The 23,899-nt window shown below is 73.5% G+C and carries 27 protein-coding genes; 8 read left to right on the forward strand and 19 right to left on the reverse strand.

Annotated elements, in window-relative coordinates; genetic code table 11:
• Window positions 1–24: 24 nt before the first annotated feature.
• The 8 genes from ACWDRR_RS18465 to ACWDRR_RS18500 form a co-directional block, all read right to left on the reverse strand.
• Window positions 25–519, reverse strand: a complete 495-nt coding sequence (locus ACWDRR_RS18465; protein ID WP_449773235.1) for a hypothetical protein — start codon at window positions 517–519, stop codon at window positions 25–27.
• A 255-nt stretch (window positions 520–774) separates the two neighbouring features.
• Window positions 775–1,578 carry a DUF317 domain-containing protein gene (locus ACWDRR_RS18470; RefSeq protein WP_449773236.1) on the reverse strand — a complete coding sequence of 268 codons (804 nt, stop codon included), beginning with the start codon at window positions 1,576–1,578 and terminating at the stop codon, window positions 775–777.
• Between the two features lie 19 nt (window positions 1,579–1,597).
• The gene (locus ACWDRR_RS18475; protein ID WP_449773237.1) at window positions 1,598–2,053 is read right to left on the reverse strand and encodes a hypothetical protein; all 456 of its coding nucleotides are present in this window, start codon (window positions 2,051–2,053) and stop codon (window positions 1,598–1,600) included.
• A gap of 11 nt (window positions 2,054–2,064) precedes the next feature.
• Window positions 2,065–2,658 carry a hypothetical protein gene (locus tag ACWDRR_RS18480; RefSeq protein WP_449773238.1) on the reverse strand — a complete coding sequence of 198 codons (594 nt, stop codon included), beginning with the start codon at window positions 2,656–2,658 and terminating at the stop codon, window positions 2,065–2,067.
• Window position 2,659: 1 nt separating this feature from the next.
• Window positions 2,660–3,046: a hypothetical protein gene (locus ACWDRR_RS18485; protein WP_449773239.1), complete on the reverse strand. Its 387-nt coding sequence runs from the start codon at window positions 3,044–3,046 to the stop codon at window positions 2,660–2,662.
• A gap of 90 nt (window positions 3,047–3,136) precedes the next feature.
• Window positions 3,137–3,751, reverse strand: coding sequence for a hypothetical protein (locus ACWDRR_RS18490; RefSeq protein WP_449773240.1), 615 nt, complete (start codon window positions 3,749–3,751; stop codon window positions 3,137–3,139).
• Window positions 3,752–3,996: 245 nt separating this feature from the next.
• Window positions 3,997–4,476 (reverse strand): hypothetical protein, encoded by a 480-nt coding sequence (locus ACWDRR_RS18495; protein WP_449773241.1) that lies wholly within the window; start codon window positions 4,474–4,476, stop codon window positions 3,997–3,999.
• 32 nt (window positions 4,477–4,508) lie between these two features.
• Complete coding sequence (locus tag ACWDRR_RS18500) at window positions 4,509–5,216, reverse strand: hypothetical protein (RefSeq protein WP_449773242.1); 708 nt, start codon at window positions 5,214–5,216, stop codon at window positions 4,509–4,511.
• A gap of 15 nt (window positions 5,217–5,231) precedes the next feature.
• Between ACWDRR_RS18500 and ACWDRR_RS18505 the strand changes: the two genes are divergently transcribed.
• On the forward strand, window positions 5,232–5,612 hold the full coding sequence (locus ACWDRR_RS18505; protein WP_449773243.1) for a hypothetical protein: 381 nt from the start codon (window positions 5,232–5,234) through the stop codon (window positions 5,610–5,612).
• A 104-nt stretch (window positions 5,613–5,716) separates the two neighbouring features.
• Here the strand turns inward: ACWDRR_RS18505 and ACWDRR_RS18510 are convergent, their stop codons facing one another.
• From ACWDRR_RS18510 to ACWDRR_RS18560, 11 genes are all read right to left on the reverse strand, one after another.
• Window positions 5,717–6,127: a hypothetical protein gene (locus ACWDRR_RS18510; protein WP_449773244.1), complete on the reverse strand. Its 411-nt coding sequence runs from the start codon at window positions 6,125–6,127 to the stop codon at window positions 5,717–5,719.
• 26 nt (window positions 6,128–6,153) lie between these two features.
• Window positions 6,154–6,915, reverse strand: coding sequence for a hypothetical protein (locus ACWDRR_RS18515; RefSeq protein ID WP_449773245.1), 762 nt, complete (start codon window positions 6,913–6,915; stop codon window positions 6,154–6,156).
• An 11-nt stretch (window positions 6,916–6,926) separates the two neighbouring features.
• Complete coding sequence (locus tag ACWDRR_RS18520; RefSeq protein WP_449773246.1) at window positions 6,927–7,340, reverse strand: hypothetical protein; 414 nt, start codon at window positions 7,338–7,340, stop codon at window positions 6,927–6,929.
• A gap of 45 nt (window positions 7,341–7,385) precedes the next feature.
• The gene (locus ACWDRR_RS18525) at window positions 7,386–7,844 is read right to left on the reverse strand and encodes a hypothetical protein (protein ID WP_449773247.1); all 459 of its coding nucleotides are present in this window, start codon (window positions 7,842–7,844) and stop codon (window positions 7,386–7,388) included.
• Between the two features lie 413 nt (window positions 7,845–8,257).
• Window positions 8,258–9,529: an ATP-binding protein gene (locus ACWDRR_RS18530; RefSeq protein WP_449773248.1), complete on the reverse strand. Its 1,272-nt coding sequence runs from the start codon at window positions 9,527–9,529 to the stop codon at window positions 8,258–8,260.
• Between the two features lie 251 nt (window positions 9,530–9,780).
• Window positions 9,781–10,221 (reverse strand): DUF6238 family protein, encoded by a 441-nt coding sequence (locus ACWDRR_RS18535; RefSeq protein WP_449773249.1) that lies wholly within the window; start codon window positions 10,219–10,221, stop codon window positions 9,781–9,783.
• A gap of 12 nt (window positions 10,222–10,233) precedes the next feature.
• The gene (locus tag ACWDRR_RS18540) at window positions 10,234–11,697 is read right to left on the reverse strand and encodes an SCO6880 family protein (RefSeq protein WP_449773250.1); all 1,464 of its coding nucleotides are present in this window, start codon (window positions 11,695–11,697) and stop codon (window positions 10,234–10,236) included.
• Between the two features lie 67 nt (window positions 11,698–11,764).
• Window positions 11,765–13,234 (reverse strand): SCO6881 family protein, encoded by a 1,470-nt coding sequence (locus tag ACWDRR_RS18545; RefSeq protein WP_449773329.1) that lies wholly within the window; start codon window positions 13,232–13,234, stop codon window positions 11,765–11,767.
• A gap of 39 nt (window positions 13,235–13,273) precedes the next feature.
• A complete protein-coding gene (locus tag ACWDRR_RS18550; protein WP_449773251.1) occupies window positions 13,274–13,972 on the reverse strand; it encodes a hypothetical protein in 699 nt (232 codons plus the stop codon).
• The gene (locus ACWDRR_RS18555) at window positions 13,972–14,289 is read right to left on the reverse strand and encodes a DUF6112 family protein (RefSeq protein WP_449773252.1); all 318 of its coding nucleotides are present in this window, start codon (window positions 14,287–14,289) and stop codon (window positions 13,972–13,974) included. The genes ACWDRR_RS18550 and ACWDRR_RS18555 overlap by 1 nt, the downstream gene beginning before the upstream one ends.
• A gap of 97 nt (window positions 14,290–14,386) precedes the next feature.
• A complete protein-coding gene (locus ACWDRR_RS18560) occupies window positions 14,387–15,550 on the reverse strand; it encodes a C40 family peptidase (RefSeq protein ID WP_449773253.1) in 1,164 nt (387 codons plus the stop codon).
• Window positions 15,551–16,263: 713 nt separating this feature from the next.
• On the opposite strand from ACWDRR_RS18560, the gene ACWDRR_RS18565 reads away from it, so the two are divergent.
• From ACWDRR_RS18565 to ACWDRR_RS18595, 7 genes are all read left to right on the forward strand, one after another.
• The gene (locus tag ACWDRR_RS18565; protein WP_449773254.1) at window positions 16,264–17,037 is read left to right on the forward strand and encodes a DNA-methyltransferase; all 774 of its coding nucleotides are present in this window, start codon (window positions 16,264–16,266) and stop codon (window positions 17,035–17,037) included.
• 110 nt (window positions 17,038–17,147) lie between these two features.
• A complete protein-coding gene (locus ACWDRR_RS18570) occupies window positions 17,148–17,825 on the forward strand; it encodes a DUF317 domain-containing protein (protein WP_449773255.1) in 678 nt (225 codons plus the stop codon).
• Window positions 17,826–17,869: 44 nt separating this feature from the next.
• Window positions 17,870–19,333, forward strand: coding sequence for a DUF317 domain-containing protein (locus ACWDRR_RS18575; protein ID WP_449773256.1), 1,464 nt, complete (start codon window positions 17,870–17,872; stop codon window positions 19,331–19,333).
• Window positions 19,334–19,387: 54 nt separating this feature from the next.
• On the forward strand, window positions 19,388–19,552 hold the full coding sequence (locus tag ACWDRR_RS18580; RefSeq protein ID WP_449773257.1) for a hypothetical protein: 165 nt from the start codon (window positions 19,388–19,390) through the stop codon (window positions 19,550–19,552).
• A complete protein-coding gene (locus ACWDRR_RS18585) occupies window positions 19,549–20,580 on the forward strand; it encodes a hypothetical protein (protein ID WP_449773258.1) in 1,032 nt (343 codons plus the stop codon). The genes ACWDRR_RS18580 and ACWDRR_RS18585 overlap by 4 nt, the downstream gene beginning before the upstream one ends.
• Window positions 20,581–20,778: 198 nt before the next feature.
• Window positions 20,779–21,663, forward strand: coding sequence for a DUF317 domain-containing protein (locus tag ACWDRR_RS18590; RefSeq protein WP_449773259.1), 885 nt, complete (start codon window positions 20,779–20,781; stop codon window positions 21,661–21,663).
• Window positions 21,664–21,884: 221 nt separating this feature from the next.
• Window positions 21,885–23,858, forward strand: a complete 1,974-nt coding sequence (locus ACWDRR_RS18595) for a DUF317 domain-containing protein (RefSeq protein WP_449773330.1) — start codon at window positions 21,885–21,887, stop codon at window positions 23,856–23,858.
• The last annotated feature ends 41 nt before the right edge of the window (window positions 23,859–23,899 follow it).

The raw sequence follows: 23,899 nt of genomic DNA on the forward strand, positions 1-23,899 counted from the left end.
TGTTCAGCCGGCGGGGATGGGTGGTCAGCGGGAGGCGGAAGCCTTGGCCGACGCAGGTGTGAGGGTGGCGGGCGGCACGGGGGTTGTACCGGTCAGGGCTGCGGGACGCGCGGGCGGTGTCGTGCGGGCGCGGGCCGCAGCGGCGCGGGGCGCGGCCGGGGCCGGAGACGGCTCGTGGGTCTCATCCGGGCTGGCCAGCTGGGCCTCGGCGATGCGGTAGCCCGCGGTGGTGAGCTGGGCGCTCGCGTCCTGCAGGGCCCCGGACATGGCCGACTCGGGCAGCAGGTCCAGATCGGCGAGGGTCTCCAGCCGCTGGGAGGCGGTGTCCAGCAGCGCGGTGAGCCGCTCCAGCAGGCCGCTTTCGGGGTCCATGACCGCGAGCGCCACCGCGGTGACATCCTCCGCTGTGGTGGCCCGGTGGACCTGGGCGGTCGCCTGCACGAGCCGGGACTGGAGGTAGGCCAAGTCCCTTTCGCCGAAGGTGTTCTCGATCCTGCGGATCGGGAGCGGGGGCACCACCCGGGTGGCGTATCCGGCGTCGGTGAGGAGCTGTTCGGCGAGGCGGATGCGCTGGTTGACATCGCCGTGGCCGGCGTCCTCGGCGGTGAAGATCGCGCTGAGGCCGTCGGTGGAGAATCCGGCGCGGGCGAGGAGAGCTCGGCTGGCCAGGTCGGTGGCCTGGGCCCAGGCGTTGCCGGTGGTGGTGGAGCCCTCCCGCAGGGGGAAGCGGGCGAAGACGATCTCGGTGGGGTCGGACAGGGGAGTCCTTCCTGGTCAGCGGCGTGGGGGATGGCCATGGCCGGGGTGGCGGGGGTTGAACATGGCGCCTACGTACTCGACGGCGGTGAACCGGCGCATGGGGTCGGCGGGCCGGGCGGCCCAGGAGGCCAGCTTTGGCAGCGCGGCCTCGGACAGGGTGCTGCGGCGGCGGACCACGGGGGTGGGGTCGGCGATGGCAGAGGCCAGGATCGCCAGGTACCGCACGGGCGTTGAGTGGCCGAGCACGATCGTCCACTGGTCGCTCCAGGCGGGGCCGAAGGAGGCTTCTGCCATCCAGGCCCCCACGCCTTCCCCGCACTTGTCGTCGGTCGAGGTGGGTGAGTACCTGAAGCTGGTGGTGCCGTCCGGCGAGGTGAGGCGCACGAAGTCGGGGTCGTCCTGGAGCTGCCAGCCGGCCTTCAACAGGGGGCGCCAGGCGGTCGTCGGCGAGGCGGTCGGTTCTGCGACGATCTCGTCCCGCATCGTGTAGCCGTCGGCCGCGATGGCCTGGACGAATGCACCGACAATCTCCCCTGGGGTGTCTTTGGTGAACGTGGCCTGCCAGTAGGGGACTTCGTCCGTCGGGTGCTTGCGGACGCTGACCCGGTAGAGGTGGAAGACCCGGTGCGGCTCCATGGCGATCTCTACGCGCCGGTCCGGGCTGCTGGCGACCACTTGGGCGAGGGATTCGTCGACCGTGTATGGCCACTCGTGGAGGTGGAGTAGCGGTTGCAGGACCGGCAGGGGCCCGGGCCCGGCGAGGTGGCGGGGGCGGACGAGCACCTCGTCCTGAGCGGCGGCCGGGGGTGAGGTGGGCAACGGTGGGGTCCTCGGAGTGTCAGCGGTGGGGAGGTTCGACGATGCGCGGGTGCGGCGGCACGGCGACGGCGGGGGCGAGGTGGACGGCAGCCGTGGTGCCGGCGGCCCGCAGCGCCGGGGACTGGGTGGTGGCGGCCCGGCTGCGGGTGGTCTCGTCCGCGGCCTCGGCGATGGCGTCAGCGGTGGCGGCGGTGCGGAAGGCCGCGGCGGAGATGGCGGTGGCCTCGGTGAGCAGCGGCTCCCACAGGGGCGGACGGTCGCCGTACTGCTGGGCGACCTGGCGGCCGATCTCCGTGACCGCGTTGGCGAGTTGCTGAACCGCGCCGGGCATCAGGGTGAGGCCCAGCAGGACCTCGGCGGCCTCGTGGGCCGTCAGCGACGGGGCGATTTCGACGATCTCGGCGAAGGCGCGGCCGGCGCGGGCGATGGCCTGTTCGGCGGCATCGAGGGGGCCTGCGGTGCGGGCGTCGGACAACGGTCCTCTTTCTACGGGCGCCGACCGGCTTGGGCCGCGGCGGTGACGACGGGAGAAGGGGTGGGGAGGAGACCGGTCCGGCGGCCGGCGGTGCCGGCCGCCGCCGCGCGGGGGCGGTGGGTGCCGGTGTGGCGGCTCTCAGCGAGCTGGCAGACGGCCAGGGCGAGGGAGCGGTCGCGGCCGGTGTCCACGAGGGTGCCGTCCGGCCGGGCGAGCGGTGCGACGAGGCGGGCCTCGTGATCGCCGAGCCGCAGTAGCGCCCACCGGCACGAGGCCGGGTCACCGTCGGCGGCGATGCCGGTGGCGACCAGGATGCGCCGGGCGGTCTCCTGGAAGCGGTGGTCCGCAGGGCCTGCGGCGTCGGGGTCGGCGCGCAGGGTGCACTGCCACACCAGCCGGGTGCGAACGGCAGCTGCGGGCCCGGCCGGCGGGGGGAGGTGCGCGGCCAGTTCGGTGGCGAACGCCGCCTGGTCGAACCCGGGCAGGTCCGCGACGGGCCGCCAGGCGTCGATGAGCCGCAGGCGGTGCCGCTGCTGGGCGGCGGCGGCCGTGGCGGAGGCGATCAGGTCGCGGGTGGAGGCGTACCGGGCGATCGTGGGGTGCACGTCACCGTCCCGGGGCCGGTGTGCCCGCCCGGCCAACCGAGGCGGCTACCGGCTCCGCGGCCGGGGGCATGCTGCTGCCCAGGCGTGCGGTGGAGCGGGCGAGTGCGGCCTGGTGCCGCTCGGCGGCGTCGAGCGGTCCGTCGTAGTCCCAGGGCCATCGACCACCGATGGAATACCGGCCGTGCTCGTCCGGGGCGACGGTCTCTGTGCCGCCGTCCCCGTCGTAGTCGGGTGTCCACTCGAAGACCAGCGCGTCGCCGTCCCAACGGCCGGTCAGCCCGCAGTTGTCGGCGTCCAGGTCAACCAGGATGCGCTCGGCCACCGGCCGGGAGAAGGCGGGGCTGCAGTAGGGCCAGAGGTAGCCGGAACTCCCGCGGGGGTCGACCATGCCCGGATAGGGCCCGTGCTCGCTGCCGTCGACGTAGAAGTGGTACAGACGTTCCGAATTGGGGGTGGGCAGTGCGTCTCCTGGGGGCGTTCAGCGGGAGCGGGGCGTGCGGGCGGAGCGTGGGAGCGCAGACGTGGCGGTGGGGGCGGCTTCTGCCGGGGGCCTTCGCGGTGAGGCGGAGGTCGCGGCACCGGACCGCGGAGAGGGCCGGACGGCGTCCAGGCCGGAGGACCACTGGGCGAGGTTGTCCGCCGCCTGGCCGGTGAGGGCGGCCTCGGCGCGAATCCGGTCGACGAGGTCGTGGTGACCGGGCGAGGTCGTGGCGCGGACCTGCTCGGCGCAGGCCCGCAGGGTCTGCTCCAGGCCGTTCATGGCGCTGCCCGGGCCGGTGGTGAGCTGGCCGAGGAGGTCGGCCAGCTCACCCGCGTCCTCCATCTCGCCGATCAGGTCCGTGAGTTCGGCGAAGGCGGTGGAGACGTCCGTCAGCAGCGTGAGGGCCTCGGTGCTGCGGGCGGTGCCCTGCAGCGCGGGGTCGAGGTCGACGCTCCACTCGCCGTCCCGGAGCCACACCGCAGCCTCGGCGGCGACCGCCTGCCGGTCCAGGGGGCCCTCCGGGACGGACCGCCGGGCCGGGCCGCCCTCGGTCACCGGAGCTCGGAAGCGCAGCGGAGCGATAAGGGCGAGCGCGTCGGCCGGTCCGGACACCTCGACGCTGCCGTACCGGCCGCGGCGGATGGCGACCGGTTCGGGCCGGTGGCCGGTGGGTGCTTGAGGTGTGGGCAGGGGGAGCTCCAGGGAGGGGAGGGCGGGTCACCGGGCCGGTGCGGCGGTGCGGGGGGCCTCGGCGGCGCGGTGCGTCGGGGCCGGCCGGGCGGCGGCCTGTTCGGCGCGCAGGACCTGCACGACGAGGGAGGAGGCCGCCGCGATCCGGGACGATCCGGGGCCGGCGCTCAGTTCGGGTTCTCGGTGACGCGGTCCGCGCTGGTGGCGGCGGCGGCCAGCTCGGGCAGGTCGGCCGGTTCGCTCTCGCGCTGGTCGATCCACCAGCTGGCCTTGTCCAGCGTGCGCAGCTGCTGCTCGATGGCCAGCCAGCCGTCCTCGGTGACCGTGCCCTCGGCCACCAGGGCCTCGTAGGCTGCGGCCACCAGCTGGTGCCGGCAGCGCTCGCCCCAGGCGATGGCACGCGCGGGGCCCTCCAGCGGCGGCATGCCGAACCGGCCGGCCCACTCGGTGGCGGCCTCCTGCTCCTCGGCGCGGCGGGCGGCGATCCACGCCTCGCGCTCGGCGGTGTCCTCCTTGCGCGAGGCGAGCCAGCAGTCGCGGCAGGAGCGGGTGGCGAGCCAGCGGGCGTAGCCGGCGCGCTTGTCGGCGGGACGCGAGGACAGATCATGATCAACTTCGTGTCCGCAGTCGTGCTCGACGGGCCACATCTTCTTGACAGCCAGGGCTATTCTCCTTGCGGTTAACGGGAGTTGGTGTTTTTCGACGCCCATGCGATGCGCGGGTCGACGGCTGGGGCGGACGCAGCCGTGGTCGCAGCGGCGCTGGCATGCAGGGCGGCGGAGGAGCGGAGTCGGCCGCTGGTGGCGAGCGCGGCGCGGGCGCGGGGGCTGGCCGGCCCGCTCGTGCGGGCGGCCGGTGCGGCGGCGGGGCGGGCCGCGACGGCGGCGAGGTCCTTGCCCGCGCCGGCGAGCACGGTGGTGGCCTCGCCGATCACCGCCTCGACCCGGGCGAAGTCGACGCTGCCCGGGTTGGTGCGGACCTGGTCCTCGATCGCCCGCAGCCGGGAGGCGATCTCGGCACTCAGCGCCGCCCGGTCGTGCAGCACGGCGTCCGCGTGCTGGTCGTCACGGCTCGGACCGGCCGACGGATGGACAACCGTGCCGAACGGGTCCGCCGCCGCGGGGGTGACGGGCCCGAGGACGGGCGCCTTGAACACGCGGGTCTCGAAGGGGTCCTCGTTCTGCGCGACCCGGGTCGGCTGCGCGGCGGGCGAGGCAGGAGTGCGGTTCATCTCCTCGATCAGCCGGGTGGCGAACGGGTCGGTCGTCACGTACTGGTCGGACAGCGGCTCGAAGGCGAGGTCACTGCCGACCCGTAGCCCCTTGTCCCGCAGCGCGGCGACGGCGGTGGTGGCACGCTTGTCGCCCTCGTACTCGGGCTCGTCCATGACGTAGAGGGTCGGGTGCCCGCCGGTGCGGGTGAAGCCGGCCTCGGCGAGCGCGTGGGCGGCGGCCGGATTGCTGTGTGGGTTGGTGGCGACGATGCCCAGCTGCGGGTGCCGGCCGACGTGGACGTCGAAGCCGCGGGGCGGTGCCGGGGCGCTGGCCTGGACGACGGCATCGGGGCCGGCGGCGCGGGCGGCCGGGCTGTCGGGGGCGGCCCGGGCCGCGTCGTTGTAGTCGAAGGCGGGGTCCGCGGCGACCTTGACCCCGGCTCGGCGCAGGGCGGCGGTGGTCTGCCGGGCGTGCAGGAAGATGTTCTGGTCGCTGCGGTCGAGGGCGTGGCGCCCGTCGGCGAGCTGGCGGAAGCCCGCGCGGGCGAGCAGGGTGTGGGCGGTCGGTGAGGCGTCGGGGCCGACCTCGGCGACGACGCCGAACGCCGGATCGCGGGTGATGGAGACGTGCTCGGGGGTGATGCGCTGCTCCTCGGGGCAGATGGTGGACGCGGTCAGCGGCGGGCGGCCGGCGCCGGCGGCGGGGACGTGGGCACAGCGGGTCGGGGCTGGTCGGATGCGGCTGCTCCGGGCGCCGTGGTCGTGGTGCGGGCGGCGGCACGCGCTGCCGACGAGGGGGAGATGACGACGGCGGCGCCTTCGAGGCCGGACAGCTGAGGGGAGCGGGAGGTGACCGGGACGCCCATCTCCCGAAGGGTCGCTGCGAGTTGGGCTGCCTTCCGGGACTGGGCGATCGGGTCGTGCTCGGCCAGGGAGTAGCGCTCCGGGGCGTCAGGGAGGCCGAGGCGGAACCCGGCGGCGGCCAGGGCGTCGAGTACGGTCGGGTCGCGGCTGGCGGTGGTGGCGGTGATCCCGGCGGAGGCCAGGCGGCGGAAGGTGACGCCGGCGGGTTGCTGGTGGGGCACGCGGTGTTCTCCAGGAAGGGGGGCGGTCAGCGGGCAGCGTGGCGGCGGGTTGCCGGTCCCGGAGGGAGCGGTGCGCTGGCGGGGGAGGCTGCCATCCGTGCCCGGCGTGATGGACGGGCGGCCTGGGCGCGGGCGGCGGGCGGGTGGGTGGTGTCCCGCAGGTACGTCGCCCGGAAGTCGCGGCGGGCTTGCCCGTACCAAGTGGCGTAGTGGTCGGTGATGTTGAAGTAGCCGAGGCCGGGGTCGCGCCGCAGGATCATGTGCGAGTAGGTGTCGGCGCCCTCCGGAGAGCGGGCCAGCCACCACCCGACGTCGTCGAAGGTCTGCATCGCCTCCACGACGACGGCGCCGGACACCAGCTCGTTGGCGAGGTCCCGGCCAGGAGCGTTCAGGCGGCCGGCGGCGAGGTCTGCGGCGACGACCGTCCGGGCCTGGTCGGCGACGCGATCGGCGTCAGGGAAGGGGCCCTCGTCCTGCAGCCACCGGTAGAGCTCGGCCAGGTCTCCGTTGCGCTGCTCGGGGTGGTGCCAGTTGGCGACCGGCACCCGGGCCGCGACCAGCCGGTCGACGAGTCGCGCCGCGCTGCGGATCTGCTCGTGCGGGTCGACGCTCCTGCGCTGGTGCCAGCAGTCCAGCGCGTCGCCGCGCCTGGAGAACCCGGCCTGGTAGACCGCCTCACGGGCGGGCTGGGGTACCCGGCCGTTCAACACGACGAACTCGCCGTGGTCGTAGTCCCAGCCGAACGCCACCAGGCCGGGGGAGGCGCCGGGCCCTGTCGTCGTGGGCACCGGGCTCCCGCTCAGCGGTGCCGGGCCGGGGCCGGAACGGCCAGCACGGGCGCCGGAGCCGGGCCGGTGGCCGGTACGCCCTCGGCGGCCTTCCGCTTCGCCAGCTCCTCGCGAGCCTGGAGCAGCCGCACCAGGTCGGCCTCCAGCACGTCACGCTCCTCCGCCGTCTCCTCCAGCTTCTCCAGCTGCGCGTCCAGCTCGTCGAGGACGGCGTCGTCGACGCGCCGCTGGGCGGCGGCGACGTTGATCAGCCGCACGCGCTGGAAGGACACCGCGGTCTCGGCGGCCACCAGCGCACGGTGCGTGTCGAGCACCCGCGCGGTCTCCGCGTCCACCCGGGCCTGGGTGGCGGTCAGGGCGGTGAGGCTCTGGCCGAGGGCGGCCTCCAGTCGGGCGTCCTGGCGGGTGAGCGTCATGGTCGGCATGCGTCTCCAAGAGATAGGCGAAACAGGTGAGTTGGTGAGGGCCGGTCAGAACGGGGACCGGCTCCAATCGCTGGCCTCCGCGGTGTTCACCGGGTGCGGCACCGAGGCCGGGAGCGCGCCCGGCCGGCCGAGCACCGCCGGGGAGGTCCGGCGGGCGGCAGCTGCACGTGAAGCGCCGGGCACCGGGGCCTCGGCCGCGTAGCCGTAGGAGGTCCACTGCTCGCGTGCGGCGGCGAGGGTGGGGTGGCGGCTGGCGCCGTAGTAGCCGCTGCCCCGCTCGGTGTAGAACGCCGCAGCCTGGCCGGCGCCGGGGTAGTCGACCAGCAGCTCGATCGAACCCTCCGGCTCCTGGTGGTGCGCGTGGAGCACCATGTGGCCGGCGGCGATGTCCGCGTTCACCAGGTGCAGTGACAGGTTGCGGTCGCTGAGGGTGCGGGGCGGGCCCGGCGACGTCGGCGTCGCCAGGATCGGCGGGGGATCGGCGTGCAGACGCTGCTCGTCCACGCTGTACACCCGGGTGATCCCGTACTCGGCGTTGGCGAGCAGGCGCCGGGCGTCCCGGATCTGCCCCTCGATGGTGGACAGGCCGGTCCATTGGCGGATGCGGTGCAGCTGCAGAGCGTCGTCGCGGACGAAGCCGGCCTGCTCCAGCCAGTACGCGGCGCGCCGGTCTGGGGGGTCGGCGACGACCGTCTGCCGGTCGGGCAGGTGGGCGATGGTGACGTGGGCGATGACGACTCCTGGCGGTCAGCGGTGGTGGAGGTAGCCGGCCGGGGCGGGAGCCGCTGGGCCCGGCGCGGTGGCCCCGGCGTGTTGAAGGATTCCGCCCGCGCCGAGGCCGGCCTGTGGGACGATGACATCGGGCCCGATCGGACCGGGGTCGATCACCCCGTGGAGCCGAAGACGGCCGGGCGTGGTCATGCCGCTTCCGGGGCCGCATGCATCCGGGCATCGGTGTCGAACAGTGCCAACTCGGCACGATGCAGCAGATGTTGGACAACGAACGACCGCCCTGCCACCTTCCACAGTCCTCGCCCCTTGCCGAGGGCGGCGATGGCCGCGGTCTCGACACCGCTCAGGCCGAGCAGGCCGGCGGTGGCGGCCAGCTGGTCGCTCTCCTGCCGGTAGATCACGCGGGTCGCGCAGTCGGTCAGCAGGCCCTCGGCGAGCGCCCGGGTGCGCGAGCCCGCGTCACCGGCCGACAGCAGGTCGGACAGGCGGTGGATGATCAGCATGTTCGCGATACCCAATCCGCGGCTCAGCTTCCACTGGGCCTGCATCCGCTCCAGCAGCGCCGCGTGCCGCATCACGCGCCACGCCTCGTCGTAGATCACCCACCGGCGACCCCCGTTGGGGTCGGTCAGGGCCGCTTCCATCCAGGCGGACGCGCAGGTCATCGCCAGCGTCAGTGCGGTGTCGTCACCGGTGGAGCCGAGCCGGGAGAGGTCGATGGTCAGCATCGGGCTCTTCGGGTCGAAAGCCGCGGTCGACGGCGCGTCGAACATGCCCGCCAGGTCACCGTTGACCAGCCGGCGAAGGGCGTGGGCGAGGTCCTGGGCGGCTGCGCCGACCCGCCGGGTCGGGTCGCCGAGCGCGGCGTCCAGCACCCCGGCCTGCCCGAGGACGGCCGCGACATCGCCCAGCAGCGGGACCTGACCCGTACGCGCGCAGCGGTCGACCACCGCGTCCAGAGCGATGTCCATGGCGGTGTACTCCATCGGCATCAGGTCGCGCCTCAGAACCGTGCGGGCCAGCGAGCCGAGCAGCAGCAGCCGGCGCTTGCGGACCTCGCCCGACCAGTCCGCCAGATCGACCCCCGCCGGAGGCGCCGGAGCGTCAAGGGGGTTGAGCCTCCCGCTGAGGCCCGGCCCCAGCGCGATGGTGGTCCCGCCGATCGCCTCCGCGACGGACGTCCACTCCCCCTTCGGGTCACACGGGACGTAGACGCGGTAGCCAAACGCCGTACTGCGCAAGGCGATTGACTTCGCCAGCGCCGACTTGCCCTGGCCGATCACGCCGGCGACCAGCGTGTTCGGATTTGTAAAGTTTTCAACTTTCCCGTAGAGGGCGAACGGGTCGAACACGAAGCTCGCCTCGGCGTGGACGTCGCGGCCGATGAGGACGCCGGCGGACCCGAGGCCGCCCTCGGCGAGGAAGGGGTAGGCGGCCGACGCGGTCGCGGTGGTCATGCGGTGGGCGGGCAGTCGCAGTCGGCCGCCGCGCAGGGAGGCGGGGCCGGGGCGTCCGGCGGCGGGGTAGGCGGGGAGGAGTTCGGCGTTCTCCTCGCGGCGGCTCTTCGGACGGTGGGGGCGGCCGGCCTGGCGGGCGGTGCGGCGGGCGGCGGCGAGGTCGCGCTTGGCCTGGCGGCGGGCGGAGCGGTCCGAGCGGGTCGGGGTGAACAGGGGGGTGGCACTGGCGGAGCGCAGGAACGTTTCTCCTGTCAGGTGCGAGGGGCTGTGGTCGGGGTGCCGCGCAGTTCGGAGGGGGTGGCGATCACCCGGACGCGGCCGGAGGTGGTGCTGTGGCGCTGGCAGATCACCATGTCCGGGGCGCCCTCCGGCAGCCGCAGCGCGCACGCCTCGCGGGTGGGGCGGCGCCCGTCGGCGCGCGGGGCGTGGTGGTAGGCGTCGTGGAGGGCCTCGCAGGTCTGCCAGAGCCGGATGCGGGCGGCGTGCAGGTGCCCGGCCTCGGCCGGGGCGAGCGGCCGGGTGGTGCCGGTGTGGGTGTCGAGCAGCGCGAACAAGCTGACGCAGTGGGCGTGGAGCGCGTCCAACTCGCCTCGCGAGACGGGTTCTTGCTCCGGGATGGCGGTGTGGTGGTGGACATCGACGCCTGCGGTCGCGAAGCGCAGGAGCCGGTGGTCGCTGGGGTGGTGGTGCACGGCTGCCTCCCGTCAGGTGCGGGCGAGCGGCAGGGCCGCCTGCGCGAACGCCTCGGCCTGCTGCCAGCGCAGGAGCCGCGGGTCCAGGCCGGTGCCGGCGGCGGCGGTCTCGATCGAGGCGCAGGCGCGGCGAAGCTCGTCCGGATTGTCGGCGCTGACGACCACCAGGCCGGTCAGGTCGACGTCGGCGTGCCCGGATATCAGCTCGCGTTCGTGCTGCTTGGCGTCGGCGTACTCCATCGAGTCGGCCTCGGAGTCGACCTGGCCCTTGCGGACCCGTTCGGCGGCGTCGGCGATGATGCTCGACTTGGTGCGCTGCACCGCCTTGAGCGCGGCGTCCAGCGCCTGCGGTCCGTAGGTGAGGGAGAGGGTGCGGCGGGCGCCGCCGGCGAACACCAGCGGGTGGAGGAACCCGTGGGTGACCTCGGACCGGGGCCACTGCTCGATCCAGTACACCGCGTGGCAGGCGGTGTCGGTGGTGAGACGCCCTGGTTCCTCGACCACCACCACGGGGCCGGCGGCGGCCGGGTCGGCCACGGCCTCGCCGGTCTCCGACCACTGCTCCAGGTTGGCGAGCGCCTTCGGGTCGTAGGCCGAGCGGATCACGGCGGCGATCTCGCCGGTGCTCAGCCAGCCGCGGGGGTTGAGCCCGGCGTTGCGCAGCGACTGCTCGAAGCCGGGCACCAGCTGGGACAGGACGCTGAACGCACCGCTCAGGCCGCCTCCGGCCTCGCCGATCAGGCGGCGGGCGCCCTTGAGGTCCAGGCTGATCGCGATGTACGCCTCGTGCGGGGCCGCGGTCGGACCTGCGGCGGCGAGGAGGTCCTCGTAGACGGGGCCCGCGACCGCAGCGTCGGGGCGGCCGTTCTCCGCCCAGTACCGGGCTAGGGCGTCGCCGCTGTCGGGGACGGTCCGCTCGATCACCTGGACGGTGGTGATGTAGCCGGTGCGGGCGAGCGAGGCCAGGCACCGGCCCCAGGCGCTGACGTTGCCGGCCTGGGTGGAGGGGTCCAGCAGGGCGAACGCGCGGCTGCTGACCCGGATGACGGCGGTGAGGGTGTTCTTCTGCGGGTTGTGGATCGCGCCGAGCGTACCGCCGGGGGCGGTGACGGCGCGCAGGCTGGCGTCGGTGCCGGGCAGGTGGAGCAGGCCGTCGCGGCGGGGCCGGGTGGCGGGCCGGGCGAGCCAGACGAGCTGGCCCTTGGCGCGGCGGAGGTAGTACCGGATGAGGATCGGGGCCCAATCTGCCACGGAGCGGCTGTGGAGGCGGACGACGACGAGGGCGGCGGCCAGGGCCCAGAGCGGGGTGGCGAGGGCGGCCCCGGCGAGTCCGGTGGCGACCATGGTCGCCAGGAGCATCGCGCCGGCAGTGCCGACGACGGTGAGCTGGGCGGCGGTCAGCCCGAGCAGGACTCCCCGTCGGGATCGGCTGGGAAAGCGGACGGTCGGTGTGGGAAGGTCGGCCGACAGGGGCACTCCTTCGGTCAGGGCGGGGAGTACCGGCCGGGGCGCGCGGGCGGGCGCTGGCCCCGGCCGGTGCTGGTCAGGAGGTCGGCGGCGTCGGGGAACCGACGGGGCTGCTCGGTGCCGCAGCCGGGCCGGTGGCGGCCACCGACGGGGTGGCGGGGCCGGCGGCGGACGCCGGCGGGGCGGCAGGAGCCTGGGAGGCGGCGCCGCGGGCGCCACGCGCGGCGCTGAAGACGACCTGCGGCGCGGCGCCCCCGCCCGAGGCCGCAGCAGCAACTGCGCTCGCGGGCTTGGCGGTTGACCCCTCGCCCGCTCCACCCCCGGCGGACTGGCCGGAGGCCGGGGCCCGGGAGATCAGCGGCTGGCCCTGGTCGCCGCCCGACTGGGCACGTCGGGTGATCAGAGCCTTTCCGACCGCGTCGCCGCCGCCTCCGGAGGAGGTGCCGGGGAAGCGGAAGCTGCTCTGCGACAGGGACGAGCCTTCGCCGGAGCCCGAGCTGCCGGCACTGCCGCCGGCCGGGGCGTCCTGGCCGGGCACCTGCGCCGGGCCCTGCGGAGCGCCTCCGCCCATCGCTGCTCCGCCCGCGCCGCCGGCACCCGCGGTCGCGGCCATCCGGGCGCCCTTCTGGGCGGTCGCGGCGCCGACCTGCAAGCCGGTGGCGGTGCTGCGGTGCAGGTCATGGGCCTGCCCGCCGCTGTCGCCTGCCCAGTGGACGAACTTGTAGATCGCCATCGGGGAGAGCAGCACCAGCGCCATGACCACGAGGCCGGCGATGATGTCCGACAACGCCTGGATGCCGTCCTTGGTGTCGCTCTGGCCGAGTGCGGAGACGCCGACGAGCATGATGATCGTCATGATCAGCTTGCTGAAGACGACCGTGGCGGTGGCCTCGATCCACTTTCGGCGCCAGTCGCGGGTCGGCTCCCACGCGCCGCCGGCCGCCGCGAAGGGGGCGAGCACGACGAGCACGAGAATCGTGACCTTGCGCAGGACCATCGCGCCCCAGTAGAGGATCGCCCCGGCCGCGCAACCGAGTGCCACCAGGGCGGGGATCGCCCAGCCGAGCGGCGTCGTGATGCCGATCATCGACACCTTGACCAGCCTTCGGACCGCGTCGTCCATGCTGGAGTTGGCGATCTGGAAGAGCCCTCGGCTTAGGGCGTCGACGATGACCAGGGAGACACCGGTGAAACTGATGGCGGTCATGGCGAAGATCGTTGCGCTCACCGTGCCGGTGACGGCCTGGGTGAGTGCCTGGCCGTCGCGGCGCCATGCGGCCCGGACCAGCTGGAGGATGAAGGTCATCACCAACATGACCAGCGCGATCGGGAGGATCGTCGCGTAGTTGGTGCGGAACCATTCCGCGCCGAGGTCGACCGAGGTCGTCTTGTCGACGGCGCGGGAGGCGAGGTCGACCGCGGACTTGGCGAGGTCGCCGGCGCTCTTGGCGACCCAGTTGCCGATGGAGTCGGTGACGGAGTCGCTGACACCGCCGACGACGACGTCGCAGAGCAGGCCGGTTCCGGGAATGTCGCAGAACCCGATGGGGCGATCAACTCCTCTGGTGGGGAACGATGGTGGAGGTCAGGGGTAGACGGTGGGGGCGATGGAGGCGAGCGCGCAGTCGCGGCCCGGCCGGCACTGGACGGCCAGGGTGATGGCGCGGTCCTCGGCGCCCCGGCCGCCGTCGAGCCAGGAGATGGTCTGCTTGCCGGTGACGGTGACCGCGTAGACGTAGGCGATGGTGAGCTGCGTCGGGTCCTTGCCGATGGCCTGCTGCCACGCGGCGGGCAGGTGCGCCTCGGCAGCCTCGCCGACGGCGTGCTGGCCGTTGTCGCGCATCCGGCTCCACAGGACCGGGTCGGGCAGCTGGGCGGCCAGGGCGTCCGGGTCGGCGTACTTGCTCTCATCGGTGAGCCAGCCGCGGAGGCCGGCCAGCTGCTGGGGCTGGGTCGCGGTGCGGGTGTCGTAGCTCCACAGCGCGGTGGTGAACGCCTTCGCGTACGCGATCGGGTCGCTGGTGTGCGGCGGAGCGGCGACGACGGACGCGCTTGGTGTAGCTGCGGCCGAGGGGGTGGGGCCGGGGCCGTGCGACGTGGAGCTGGACGTTGCGGAAGCGGAAGGGGCGGAGGGGGAGTTGGCGGCGCTCGGGGCGCGGTGGCCGCCGCCCGCCAGCCGGGCGGTGAGCCCGGCCAGCAGGGCGACGACCAGGAGCACGCCCAGGCCGATCAGCAGCCGGCGCAGCATGGGGGACTGGCCGGTGAACGGCGAGGACTTCGGCATCAGTGGACGCTGGTCCCCACCGTGCTGAAGAAGGTGACGATGCCGTTCGCGGCGCCCAGCAGAAGGGCGCAGCCCGCCGCGACCAGGGCGCCCTGCTTCCCCTTCTGCTCGCTGCCGTGCGAGCCGGTGTGGTGGCCCCAGGCCCAGACGATGCCGCTGACGCAGAGCGCACCGACGACCGCGATGATCGCGAAGAGGTTGATCGAGCCGACCGTGGACTTCAGGACGGACAGGCCGGGCAGGCCGCCCTCGGACGGCGAGATGCCGGGATCGTACGCCAGCTGCGTGGCGGCGTCGGCGAGGTAGTAGGTGAGCAAACACACTCCACAGCTAGAGAGGGCAGGAAGATGCGCGGGCAGGCCGCGCGGGAGGGGGAGGATGCGCGAAGTGCGCTGAGACGGACGTCAGTTGCCGTCAGGGGGCGATGCGGCGAGCGGCGACGATGTCGGCCTTCCACGACGCGAGCGTGGAGATCTTGACCACGTCGCCCGTCTTTGGTGCGTGCACCACGAGACCCTGGCCGATGGCCATGCCCACGTGCTCCGGGCCGTCCGGGCCGGGCCGGGTGTACAGCAGGTCGCCCGGCCGGATGGCGTCGACGCTCACGCCGGTGCCGTTGTGGACCTGCTCGTAGGTCCGGCGTTCGATGGAGATGCCGCCGGCCTTGTACGCCTGCTGCGTCAAGGACGAGCAGTCGCACCGGCCCATCGGGTCCTGGCCGTGCGCGTCGGTGCAGGTGCCGCCCCACTGGTAGGGCGTGCCCAGCTGGCCGAGGGCGAACTTGATGGCGTTCTGCACGGCCGGCGGGACGTCGGTGGGGATCTGGTACCCGGCCGGCAGGACGCCGGGCGGGATGACGCCCCAGTTCGTTCCGTCGTCGCCTCCGGTGCCGCAGCCGCTCGGTGTAGCCGGTGCGGACGGACCGGTCGACGGGGTCGCGCCCGGCGAAGGGGTGGGTGCGGGAGGCGAACTCCCGGACAGCACCTGGGAGATGGCCTGCTGAAGAGCGGTCGCCAGCGGCTCCCACTTGGCGTAGGCATCCGGATAGCCGGACCGCTGGACCTTCTGCGCCGCCACGGTGACCGGCAGCTGCTCCCAGCCGGGAACCTCCAGCAGCGCCTTGTAGAACTTGGTCGAGGCGTACACCGGGTCCTGGATCTGCTCGGCCGTGCCCCAGCCCTGCGACGGGCGCTGCTGGAACAAGCCGAGCGAATCCCGGTCCCCGTAGGACAAGTTCCGCAGGGTCGACTCCTGCAACGCGGTGGCCAGGGCGACGACCTGCCCGCGGGCGGACACGTTCATCGAGATGCCCGTCGCCACGATCGTCTTCGCGAAGGGGATCTGCACGGCCGGGTTGTCCAGCCCGGCGACCGGGCCGACCTGCCCGGTCGCGCCGTCCAGGATCGCCTTGACCTGGGCGGCGACGGCCGCGCTGTCCACAGGCTGTGGACCGGGGCCGGTACAAGTGTCGGGCTTGGTGGAGTCGTTGGCGCTGACCGCCAAGGCGGGGAAGGCGATGGCGAACGGCGCCAGGAGGAGGCCGGCGAGACCGCCGCCGATCCACTTCTGCAAGCTCATCGCGCCCCCCGGACGTCACCTCCGGCCCGGGCGGAGCCGGGGTCCGGCGGGTGGGGCTTGGGCATCCGCATCCGTGCGGTGAGGGCGAGCAAGGCGGGGGCTCCTGTCGGGTCGTGCGGCGGGGTGCGGGGCGGGGCCCGCCCGGCCGGGGTGCGGGCGGGCGGGCCGGCGGGAGCGGCAGCAAGCCGCGCTCGTAATCTCGAAAAAGGCATGGGTGTCCCCTGGAATGAGTGGGGTGGAATTCGCTTGCGGTGGCCGAAGGTATCGAATCGAGGACTCGCAACCTAAAACGATGCGGCCCCTGCGATCCGGGATATACCGGCGGCGCTCCCGGCGGACGCTAATGCCTTCTCGGCTCGCGACCAAAAACGAGGTGATGGTCGGCGTGCAGGCAGAAGGCGGTGATCGACCGGGAGGCCCCACGGTAGAACCGCACCGGCTCGGAACCTAAAACGGCATATCCGGACCGGGTGATCTCCGGGGGTGTGGCAGACGATAGGCGCAGTGGGGCTCGCAACCTAAAACGATCTTCGCGAGGGTGATCGGGAGCGCGTTTTAGGTTGCGAGCCGCACCTGGGCTAGGTTCCCTGACGCAGCCGCAGCCCGAGCGACTCGGAGCCGCCCCGCCGGCCTCCCGCCGCCAGCCGAAAGGCCAGGTCACACCGGGGTTCCGGCTGCCTTCCCCATCCCCGACCAGGAGGTCAGTCCGCCCCTTGCCCTACGAAATCCACCAGGGCGACGCCCTCATCCAGCTCGCCGCGATTCCCACGAACTCCATCGACGCCGTCATCACTGATCCGCCCTACAACTCGGGCGGACGCACCGCCCAGGAGCGGACCGGGCGAACGGCCCGCGCGAAGTACACCTCGGCGGATGCCGCCCACTCCCTCGCCGATTTCCCCGGCGAGAACAAGGACCAGAGGAGCTACACCTACTGGCTGTCCCAGCTTCTGGCCGAGTCCTACCGTGCGACAAAGAACGGCGGCGTCGCCCTCGTTTTCACGGATTGGCGACAGCTGGCCGCCACGAGCGACGCACTGCAGGCCGGCGGATGGATCTGGCGCGGCGCACTCGCCTGGTACAAGCCCGCCGCCCGGCCGCAAATGGGAAGGTTTACGCAGCATTGTGAATTCGTGCTGTGGGGGAGCAAGGGCCCGATCGACGGTAAGGCCCACCCCGTCTACCTGCCCGGCCTCTACACCGCCTCCCAGCCGCGGGCGGGCCGCGTCCACATCACCCAGAAGCCCGTCTCGGTGATGCGGGAACTGGTCAAGATCTGCCGCCCGGAGGGGACCATCCTCGACTTCTGCGCCGGCAGCGGCAGCACCGGAGTCGCCGCCCTGCTGGAGGGCCGCAACTTCGTCGGCGTGGAGGCCACCCCGCACTATGCCGGCATCGCCCAGCAGCGCCTCGCAGAGACCGAGCGGCAGATCGCCGAGGGGACGACCGACCCCGAGGCGGTGGACGCGGAGCAGGCCGAAGCCTGACCGCCGAGGGCCGGGCCGCCGCCCGCCCGGCGGCCCGGCCCCCTTGCCTGAAGGAGACGGACCTGTTCAAGAAGTACGGCGACCCATCCACCTACTGGGACGCCGCCGACATGCCACCCGACGGCCTCGACCGGGCGATGCAGCCCCTGCTCGACCTCGGCGCCCACCTCACCCGCGCCGCGAAGAACACCACGGCCGTCACCCCCGACCACCGGATCCACGTCGGCTACGTCTTCCCCCACTGGAGCTGGCCCTCGTGGCGGGTGCTCGTCCACGACGAGCCGTTCGACCAGCCGCTCTGGGGCGCGCACCTCAACCGCAACACGCCCATCGAGGTCGTGGCCGCGGTCACGACCACGCTCGCCCGCCTCCACCAGGACGAGCACCCGCTGTTCGACTTCTGGGACACCGCCGACCCGGCAACCGCCCTCGACGGCTTCGCCGACGCCGGGTGGCAGAGGTCACCCGGACTGCGCGCCTACCCGTTCCACTACCTGGCCGCCAACGGCGACAAGGCATCAGCCACCCACCACGACCGCACCGGCCGGATGCTCGATCCGTTCCAGTCGGGCCAGGACGGCTGCTGGGACGCCAACGGCATCAAGGACAGCCGGTTCTGGTCGATCTCGGTGAGCGAAGCAGCCCCCGCACCGGTCCTGACCGCCCTGGTCGACGCGATCACCCGGGTGCACGACGCCCCCAACACCCTGCCCCCGGTGCTGTATCCGCCCGGCAGCGCCGCGGCACGGGCCGCCGCGAGCGATCCCATTCGGAAGGAGGCCCCCTGAGTACCCCCGTCCCCGACCTCGAAGTGGTCGTGACACCAGGCCACTTGGCCGGACCGGGCGACGCCGAAGCCGCCCTCGCGCACTTCCTCGAAACGTCCCCCACCTGGAGCCGCTACAGCCCGGGGCAGGACACCACCGTCGCCCTGCACGAGTCCCTCCTCGCCGCGATCGAACTCGACCACGACACCAGCACCGGGCCCCGCTGGACCATCGCCGCGTACGCCTCGCCCGTCGGCAAGCGAACCTGGCGCGCCACCTTCTGCACCCGCACACCGGTCGAGGTCGTCACCGCGGTGGCCGAGCGCCTCTCCCACGCCCTGACCGCGACCTCCGAGACGGTGCGCGACGAACTCCTGCGGGGACGCCGGTCGCTGGACAACACCATCGCGGCCGACTTGGAGGCCGCCGACGAACCATGGTCGCGGGAGACCAGCCCCGTCCACGGCGTCTACAGCTACACCCGCCCCGACGTCACCGCCGGCATCGCCGTCAACCACAACATCGGCGACATCCGCGGGATCGGTCCGACCGTCACCCTCTGGGGCGGCCCGCGCGGATACCCCAGCGAACGCTGGCACGCCGCCTTCACCGGCCACACCCCCAACGCCCTCATCAGCGCAGCGCTCGACGAGGTCGTCAACCCCCTGCCGGCGCTCCGCCAGCGCCTCCAGATCCCCGCCGCCAACCGCACTCAGGTCCGCCTCGAACCGAGCCCGCGCCGTAACCTCCCACCCGGCAACGGCCAGCAGCGAGGCCGGCAAGACACAGGCGAGGCACCAGCCGAACCCGAGCCCGCCGGCCCCAGCTTGCCGGACCCGAACGCGGTCACCATCCGACGCACCGACGAAGGCGCGATCGTGGCCAGCGGCGGGGACGGGCACACCGCCTTCCTCGTCGGCACAACAGGCTTCGCGCCCAACCCCGGCAGCCCGGACCACTACACCCTGCCCACCGGCCACCAGCAGCACGAGGAAAACGAGATCGCCACCGACACGGCCGTCCTCCTCGCCACCGCCGGGTACGACGTCACCCTCGACCCCACCCTCGGCGTCCGCCCGACGCCACCGCCCTTCATCGCAGTCACCGGCGACCGCCTGCCCGGCAACACCGCGGAACAACTGGCCGAGCGCATCGACAACGTCACCACCCACCTCCTGCGCGCCACCGATCCCGCCGAGGCCCGCAGGGTGGCCGGCGTCATCACCGGGGAGGGCGGCGTGCTGGATCGCAGCGCCCGGGCCCTGCGCGCGGCCGGCGGCTGGGCCCTCCACCACCGTGTCGGCGGGGACGCCGGTGAAGCACTCCGGCTGACGGCCGAGATCGTCGCCTCCGGCCGGGAGGCGGCCGACCATGCCGTCGGCCGCCTCGGCACCGACCGCTCACCGCGATCCGCCGCGGCCCGTGCCCGAACCACACCGGCCGCCCCAGCCACACTTCCCCCGGCCACCGACCGGCCCGGCCACGCCGGAGCGCCGGGCCGCGACGGCCCACCGCCGAAGTCCCGCTGACCGCCCGCACCGCGCTCTGGCCGCCCGACAGATCCCTAGGAGCACAAGGTAGATATGGACATCGTCCCCCTGGAGCGGCGGGCCGCCACACCGACCGGCGAGCGCGCTGCCACCGCACGCCGACTGCCGGCCGACGGCAAGGCGGCCACGGCCACCGCACTCCTGCCCGCCGAAGCATCTCGCACGCAGGCGCCCGCGCCCCGCCGGCGTACGCCATGACCGGCACCTGGGGACGGCCCGCAGCTGACCGCGTCGCAGAGCTACGTGCCAGTGCGGAGCGCTACGGCGACCACCAGGCTGCCGACCAGAGCGACTTGAACCTGCTGAACCAGGCGTACGAGCGCGTGCTGCGCGAGCAGATCGACACCCACGACCGGTACATGACCCTGCTCACCTCGCTCCGCGGTCACGACGCGGCCGTCCGCACCGCCGCAGTCGCGAGCTTCCGGGAGGGCGCCGACCGCTACGCCCTTCACCTCGTGCGCCAGCACATGCGCCCCTACGACGAACTCGCCTACCGGGTATCGCAGTTGTCCACTCGCCCCGGAGCGCAGCAGCTGGAGGACCTGCGGTCAGTGGCGGTCAGGGTGAAAGCCAGCCTCGCCAACCAGGACCCACCCGAGGAGTGGATTGACCCCGGCAACGCCAGGCACACCCTGCGCACCCTCAGCCACGTCGTCGGTGTCCTCGACGGCCGTGAAGGACTGGACGCCACCGAAGTCCTCGACCTGGTCAAGGCCGCGCTCAACGACGGATCGCTGCACGACCTGTTCACCGTCGCCGACCGTGGCGAGCGCCCCGGCGAGGACATCCCGGCCCCCGAGTTCGTCGGCCCGGGCTGGCAGCCCCTCCACCGCACCCTGTGGCACTACCAGGAGGAACCCGACCAAGCTCACGTCAAGGCGTACCCGCTCGGCGGCGACTGGTACCTCGACCTGTGGTCGAGCAGCGGCTCGCTGCTGGCCTGGGGCGCGGCCCCCGCCGACCAGGTCGCCGCGCTGGCACCCGCCCTGACCGCCCGGGCACCCGGCTGGGCCCTCGACCGGAGCGACTACGCCTGGCGCCGGTTCACCGACACGGCCAACGCGCTGCGAGCCCGACCCGCACTGTCCACAACCGCCAGCGCCCAGGCCGAGGTCCCGCGCGTGAGCGCAGCCCGGGCGACAGCGACACGGCAAGGCCGAGTCGCCGACATACCCGCGGCTCACCACAGGGCGCCCGCCGCACCGGCTCGCCCCACCCGCTGACCCGCAAGGTGTCGATGAGCCGGAACCCCAACCACCCTGTCGGGTCTCCCCCCGACATCCACTCCCGCGTTCACGGCCGCGCCGCCACCGCGCGCCCGCACCTCCACCGCCCCACGTCGTAGACCTGCCTGCCGCCGCACCCCAACCCCGGGCGGCAGAGCGACGGCGAGCCGCCTGAGACCACCGAGGGAACAGCTTTTGACCACCACCGCCCCCTACTGGACGAAGAAGGCCAACGACCAGCCCTGGCTGCAGGTCAGCATCACACCTGCCCTGTACGCCGGCCCCGCCCTGGACGCCGAACGCGCGATCCGTCCGCTCACCGACGTGGGAGCCGTCCGCCTCGACGACGGCCACGGCAACCAGCTGATCATCTCCACCGACAGCCGGGTCCGCCTCGGAATCGAGCCGGAGACCGGCAACGTCATGTGGAAGATCGCCGTCCACGAAAGCCCGAACCTCCCGCCGCTGTGGACGGTCGGCCTCACGGAGAACACCCCGGTCGAAGTGGTCGAGGCCATCACCACCGACCTGGCCGACCGGCTGCGCACCGGTGGCCGGCTGACCGAGGCCGCTGCCGACCCAGAGTGGCGTGACGCTGTTCTCTCCCACGGATGGACTCTCACCTGGGATGCCGAGACGGGCACCGAGACGGCGTGCGCCGAGCACAGCCCGCAGGTCACGATCGTCCTCAACACGCAGGCACCTTACGGGCTGGAGGAGTGGGAGGAAACCGGGCAGGACGCCTTCTGGAGCGTCGACATCGCGGGCGAACACGGCTGGTCCGCCGCGGCCACCCGCTCCACTCCGGACCGGATCCTGCACACCATGGTCAGCGCGATGCTCGCCCCCGCCATCCGCGACATCGGAGACCTCGGCGACCTGGCCGTCGGTGCGGCCGTCATCGGCGCCGCCGAACTGACCGAGATCCCCTCCGGCCCGACGCCGCTGGACGTCCACCGCGCCCTGGCCGCCCGCAGCACCCCCCGGCCCCGTGCTTCCGCCGGCACCACTCCGACCACCCTGTCGGCACGCGCGCCTGCCGCACAGCCGACAGCCGGGCCGGGGCCGCGTACCCGCTGAGCGCCTGCGCGGCGACACCGCCCGGCCGCGCCACCGAACCAGAACCCGCTGCCCGCCCCGCCCCCGTTATCCGCGGTCCCAGCCGCTGACAGCCCCGAGGAACCGCCATCCCCGAAACCACGATCGACGTCACCCCGACCTACCTCGCAGGGGCCCGCCACACCAACCGCGTCTTCGACCGCCTCATCCAGCAGGGCTGGGGCCGCAGCGCCGACGACGACCTGTCCCAGGAATTCGCCTGGAGCCCGAATCATCGCTTCCGCGTCGCGGACGGCCAGCTCGACCCCGGCGCCGCCTGGCGGATCACTGCAGCGCCGGAGCCCCTCGGCACACCGACCTGGATGGCCGGCTTCTCGACCGAGACGCCGCCTGAGATCATCATGGCCGTCACCGACGTACTCGCCCGCACCGGAGACACCCTCGACTGGACCGGCGAGACGCACCCCGCCCTCCAACAGCCGGCCGACCGGCGGACCCTGATCCGCACCCTCACCGACGCCGGCTGGCGCAGCACCTACCGCGGCGGCGTGCTCGACCTCGAAGCTCCCGACGAACTCGCCCGCGTCCAGGTCCGCCTGGACCCGCCCGGCGATCCGCACGACCTCATGGCCCACCCGCACCTGTACGTGGAGATCGGCCCGCGGGGATCCGGCGGCTACCCGCCCTACTGGCAGGCCATGGTCACCACCAACGCCCCCACGGTCGTTGTCGACGCCCTCGCCCAGGCCCTCACCGACCCCACCCCCCTGCAGCGGGACCGGGACTGGATGGACGAGGACCTGCTCGCCCACCTCGGCCACCGGACGGGGGCCGCCCCCGACAACGCCGGCCCGTACACCGAGGCGGACCTGCGGGGAGCGGCAGCTGAGCTGTGCGAGGAGGTCCTGGAAGAGGTCGAGCACTTCGACTTCATACCCGAGTGGTACATCGTGGACCGGGTCATCCCCAGCAGCCGGAGCGGCACCCCGACGACCTGGGGCCAACTTCCCGCTGAGCAAAAGGCCCTGGCGTGCCTGCTGGTGGAAGACATGGTCGTTGCGGCGGCGGCGAGTGCGCCGGCGCTTCTCGGCCTGGACCCGGGCGCCAACCTCGACCGGCGGACCGCAAACCGCAGGCCGGCACCTCCCCTCACCACGGCGCTGAATGAACTCCCCTTCACCATAGACGACTTGAAGGACGCGGCAGCCTACGCCGCCGCAGCGCAGATCAACGGGGTGGATCTCAGCGGGATCGCCGAAGTGCTGCACGACCGGCCGGTCGGCGACGGCACCACGTGGACCTGGGGATCGCTGCCGGACGCCCAGCACGAGCAGGCGCTCCACGCGATCGACCGTCTGCTGACCGGGGCCGCCGCGCGCACCTCGGAACTCTTCGCTCCGGACTTCCGGCCCGCGCCGCTGGCCCTCGTCGCCCCGGTCTACCTCGCCGGCCCCGGCCACGACCGCACCACTGCCTCCAAGCCCCTGACCGACCGGGGCTGGACCACCGAGCAGCAGGGCGCCACCACGGTGTACACCAGCCCGTGCCAGCGGCTGCGCACCCGGTCCACCACCGACCACACGGGGACCAGCTGGACCGCCTCCTTCACCTACCAGCCGAGCGGCGAGGAGGTCTGGCAGGCCACCGCGGACCCCCGCACCCCGCCGGAGATCGTGACCGCCCTGCACACCGCGCTCGCTAGCGACCCAGGCGAGCTGACCCGGCCCGCCTGGAACACCGACGACGGCCTCGTGCCGATCATCGCCGCAGGCTGGCACGACAACAGCACCCGCGAACACCTGATGTGGGACGAACCGGACACCGGCATGGCCAGCGTCTACCGCTGCACCGCCCCCGCCGGGCAGCTGTTCGTCGGCGAGAGCCGCGACTGGCAGATCAGCGGAGGCAAGCTCCATCCGGGCGAAGTCGAGGGCTGGACCATCGACATGTCGGAGAACATCCCGGCCCCGCTCCTGGAAGCCGTCACGGCCGCGATGACCGACCCCGCGCCCGTGGCCCGCCTCGGCCGTGACCTCACCTCCGAGCACCTGCAGTACCTCCACATCCGCCCCCTCACCCCCCAGGCCCCAGCCGGCCCGTCCGCGCGGGCCCTGGCCGCCCGCACCCGCGTCGTCCTCTCGCCACCGGCACCGGCCACCAGCCGCTCGACCACCGCCACCAACCCACCCGACCAGCCCCGGCAGCCCGCCCGCTGACCACCGCGAGCGGCACACGTCCCCAAGCCCACGACCGACGA

It is taken from the genome of Kitasatospora sp. NPDC003701 (assembly GCF_053587085.1).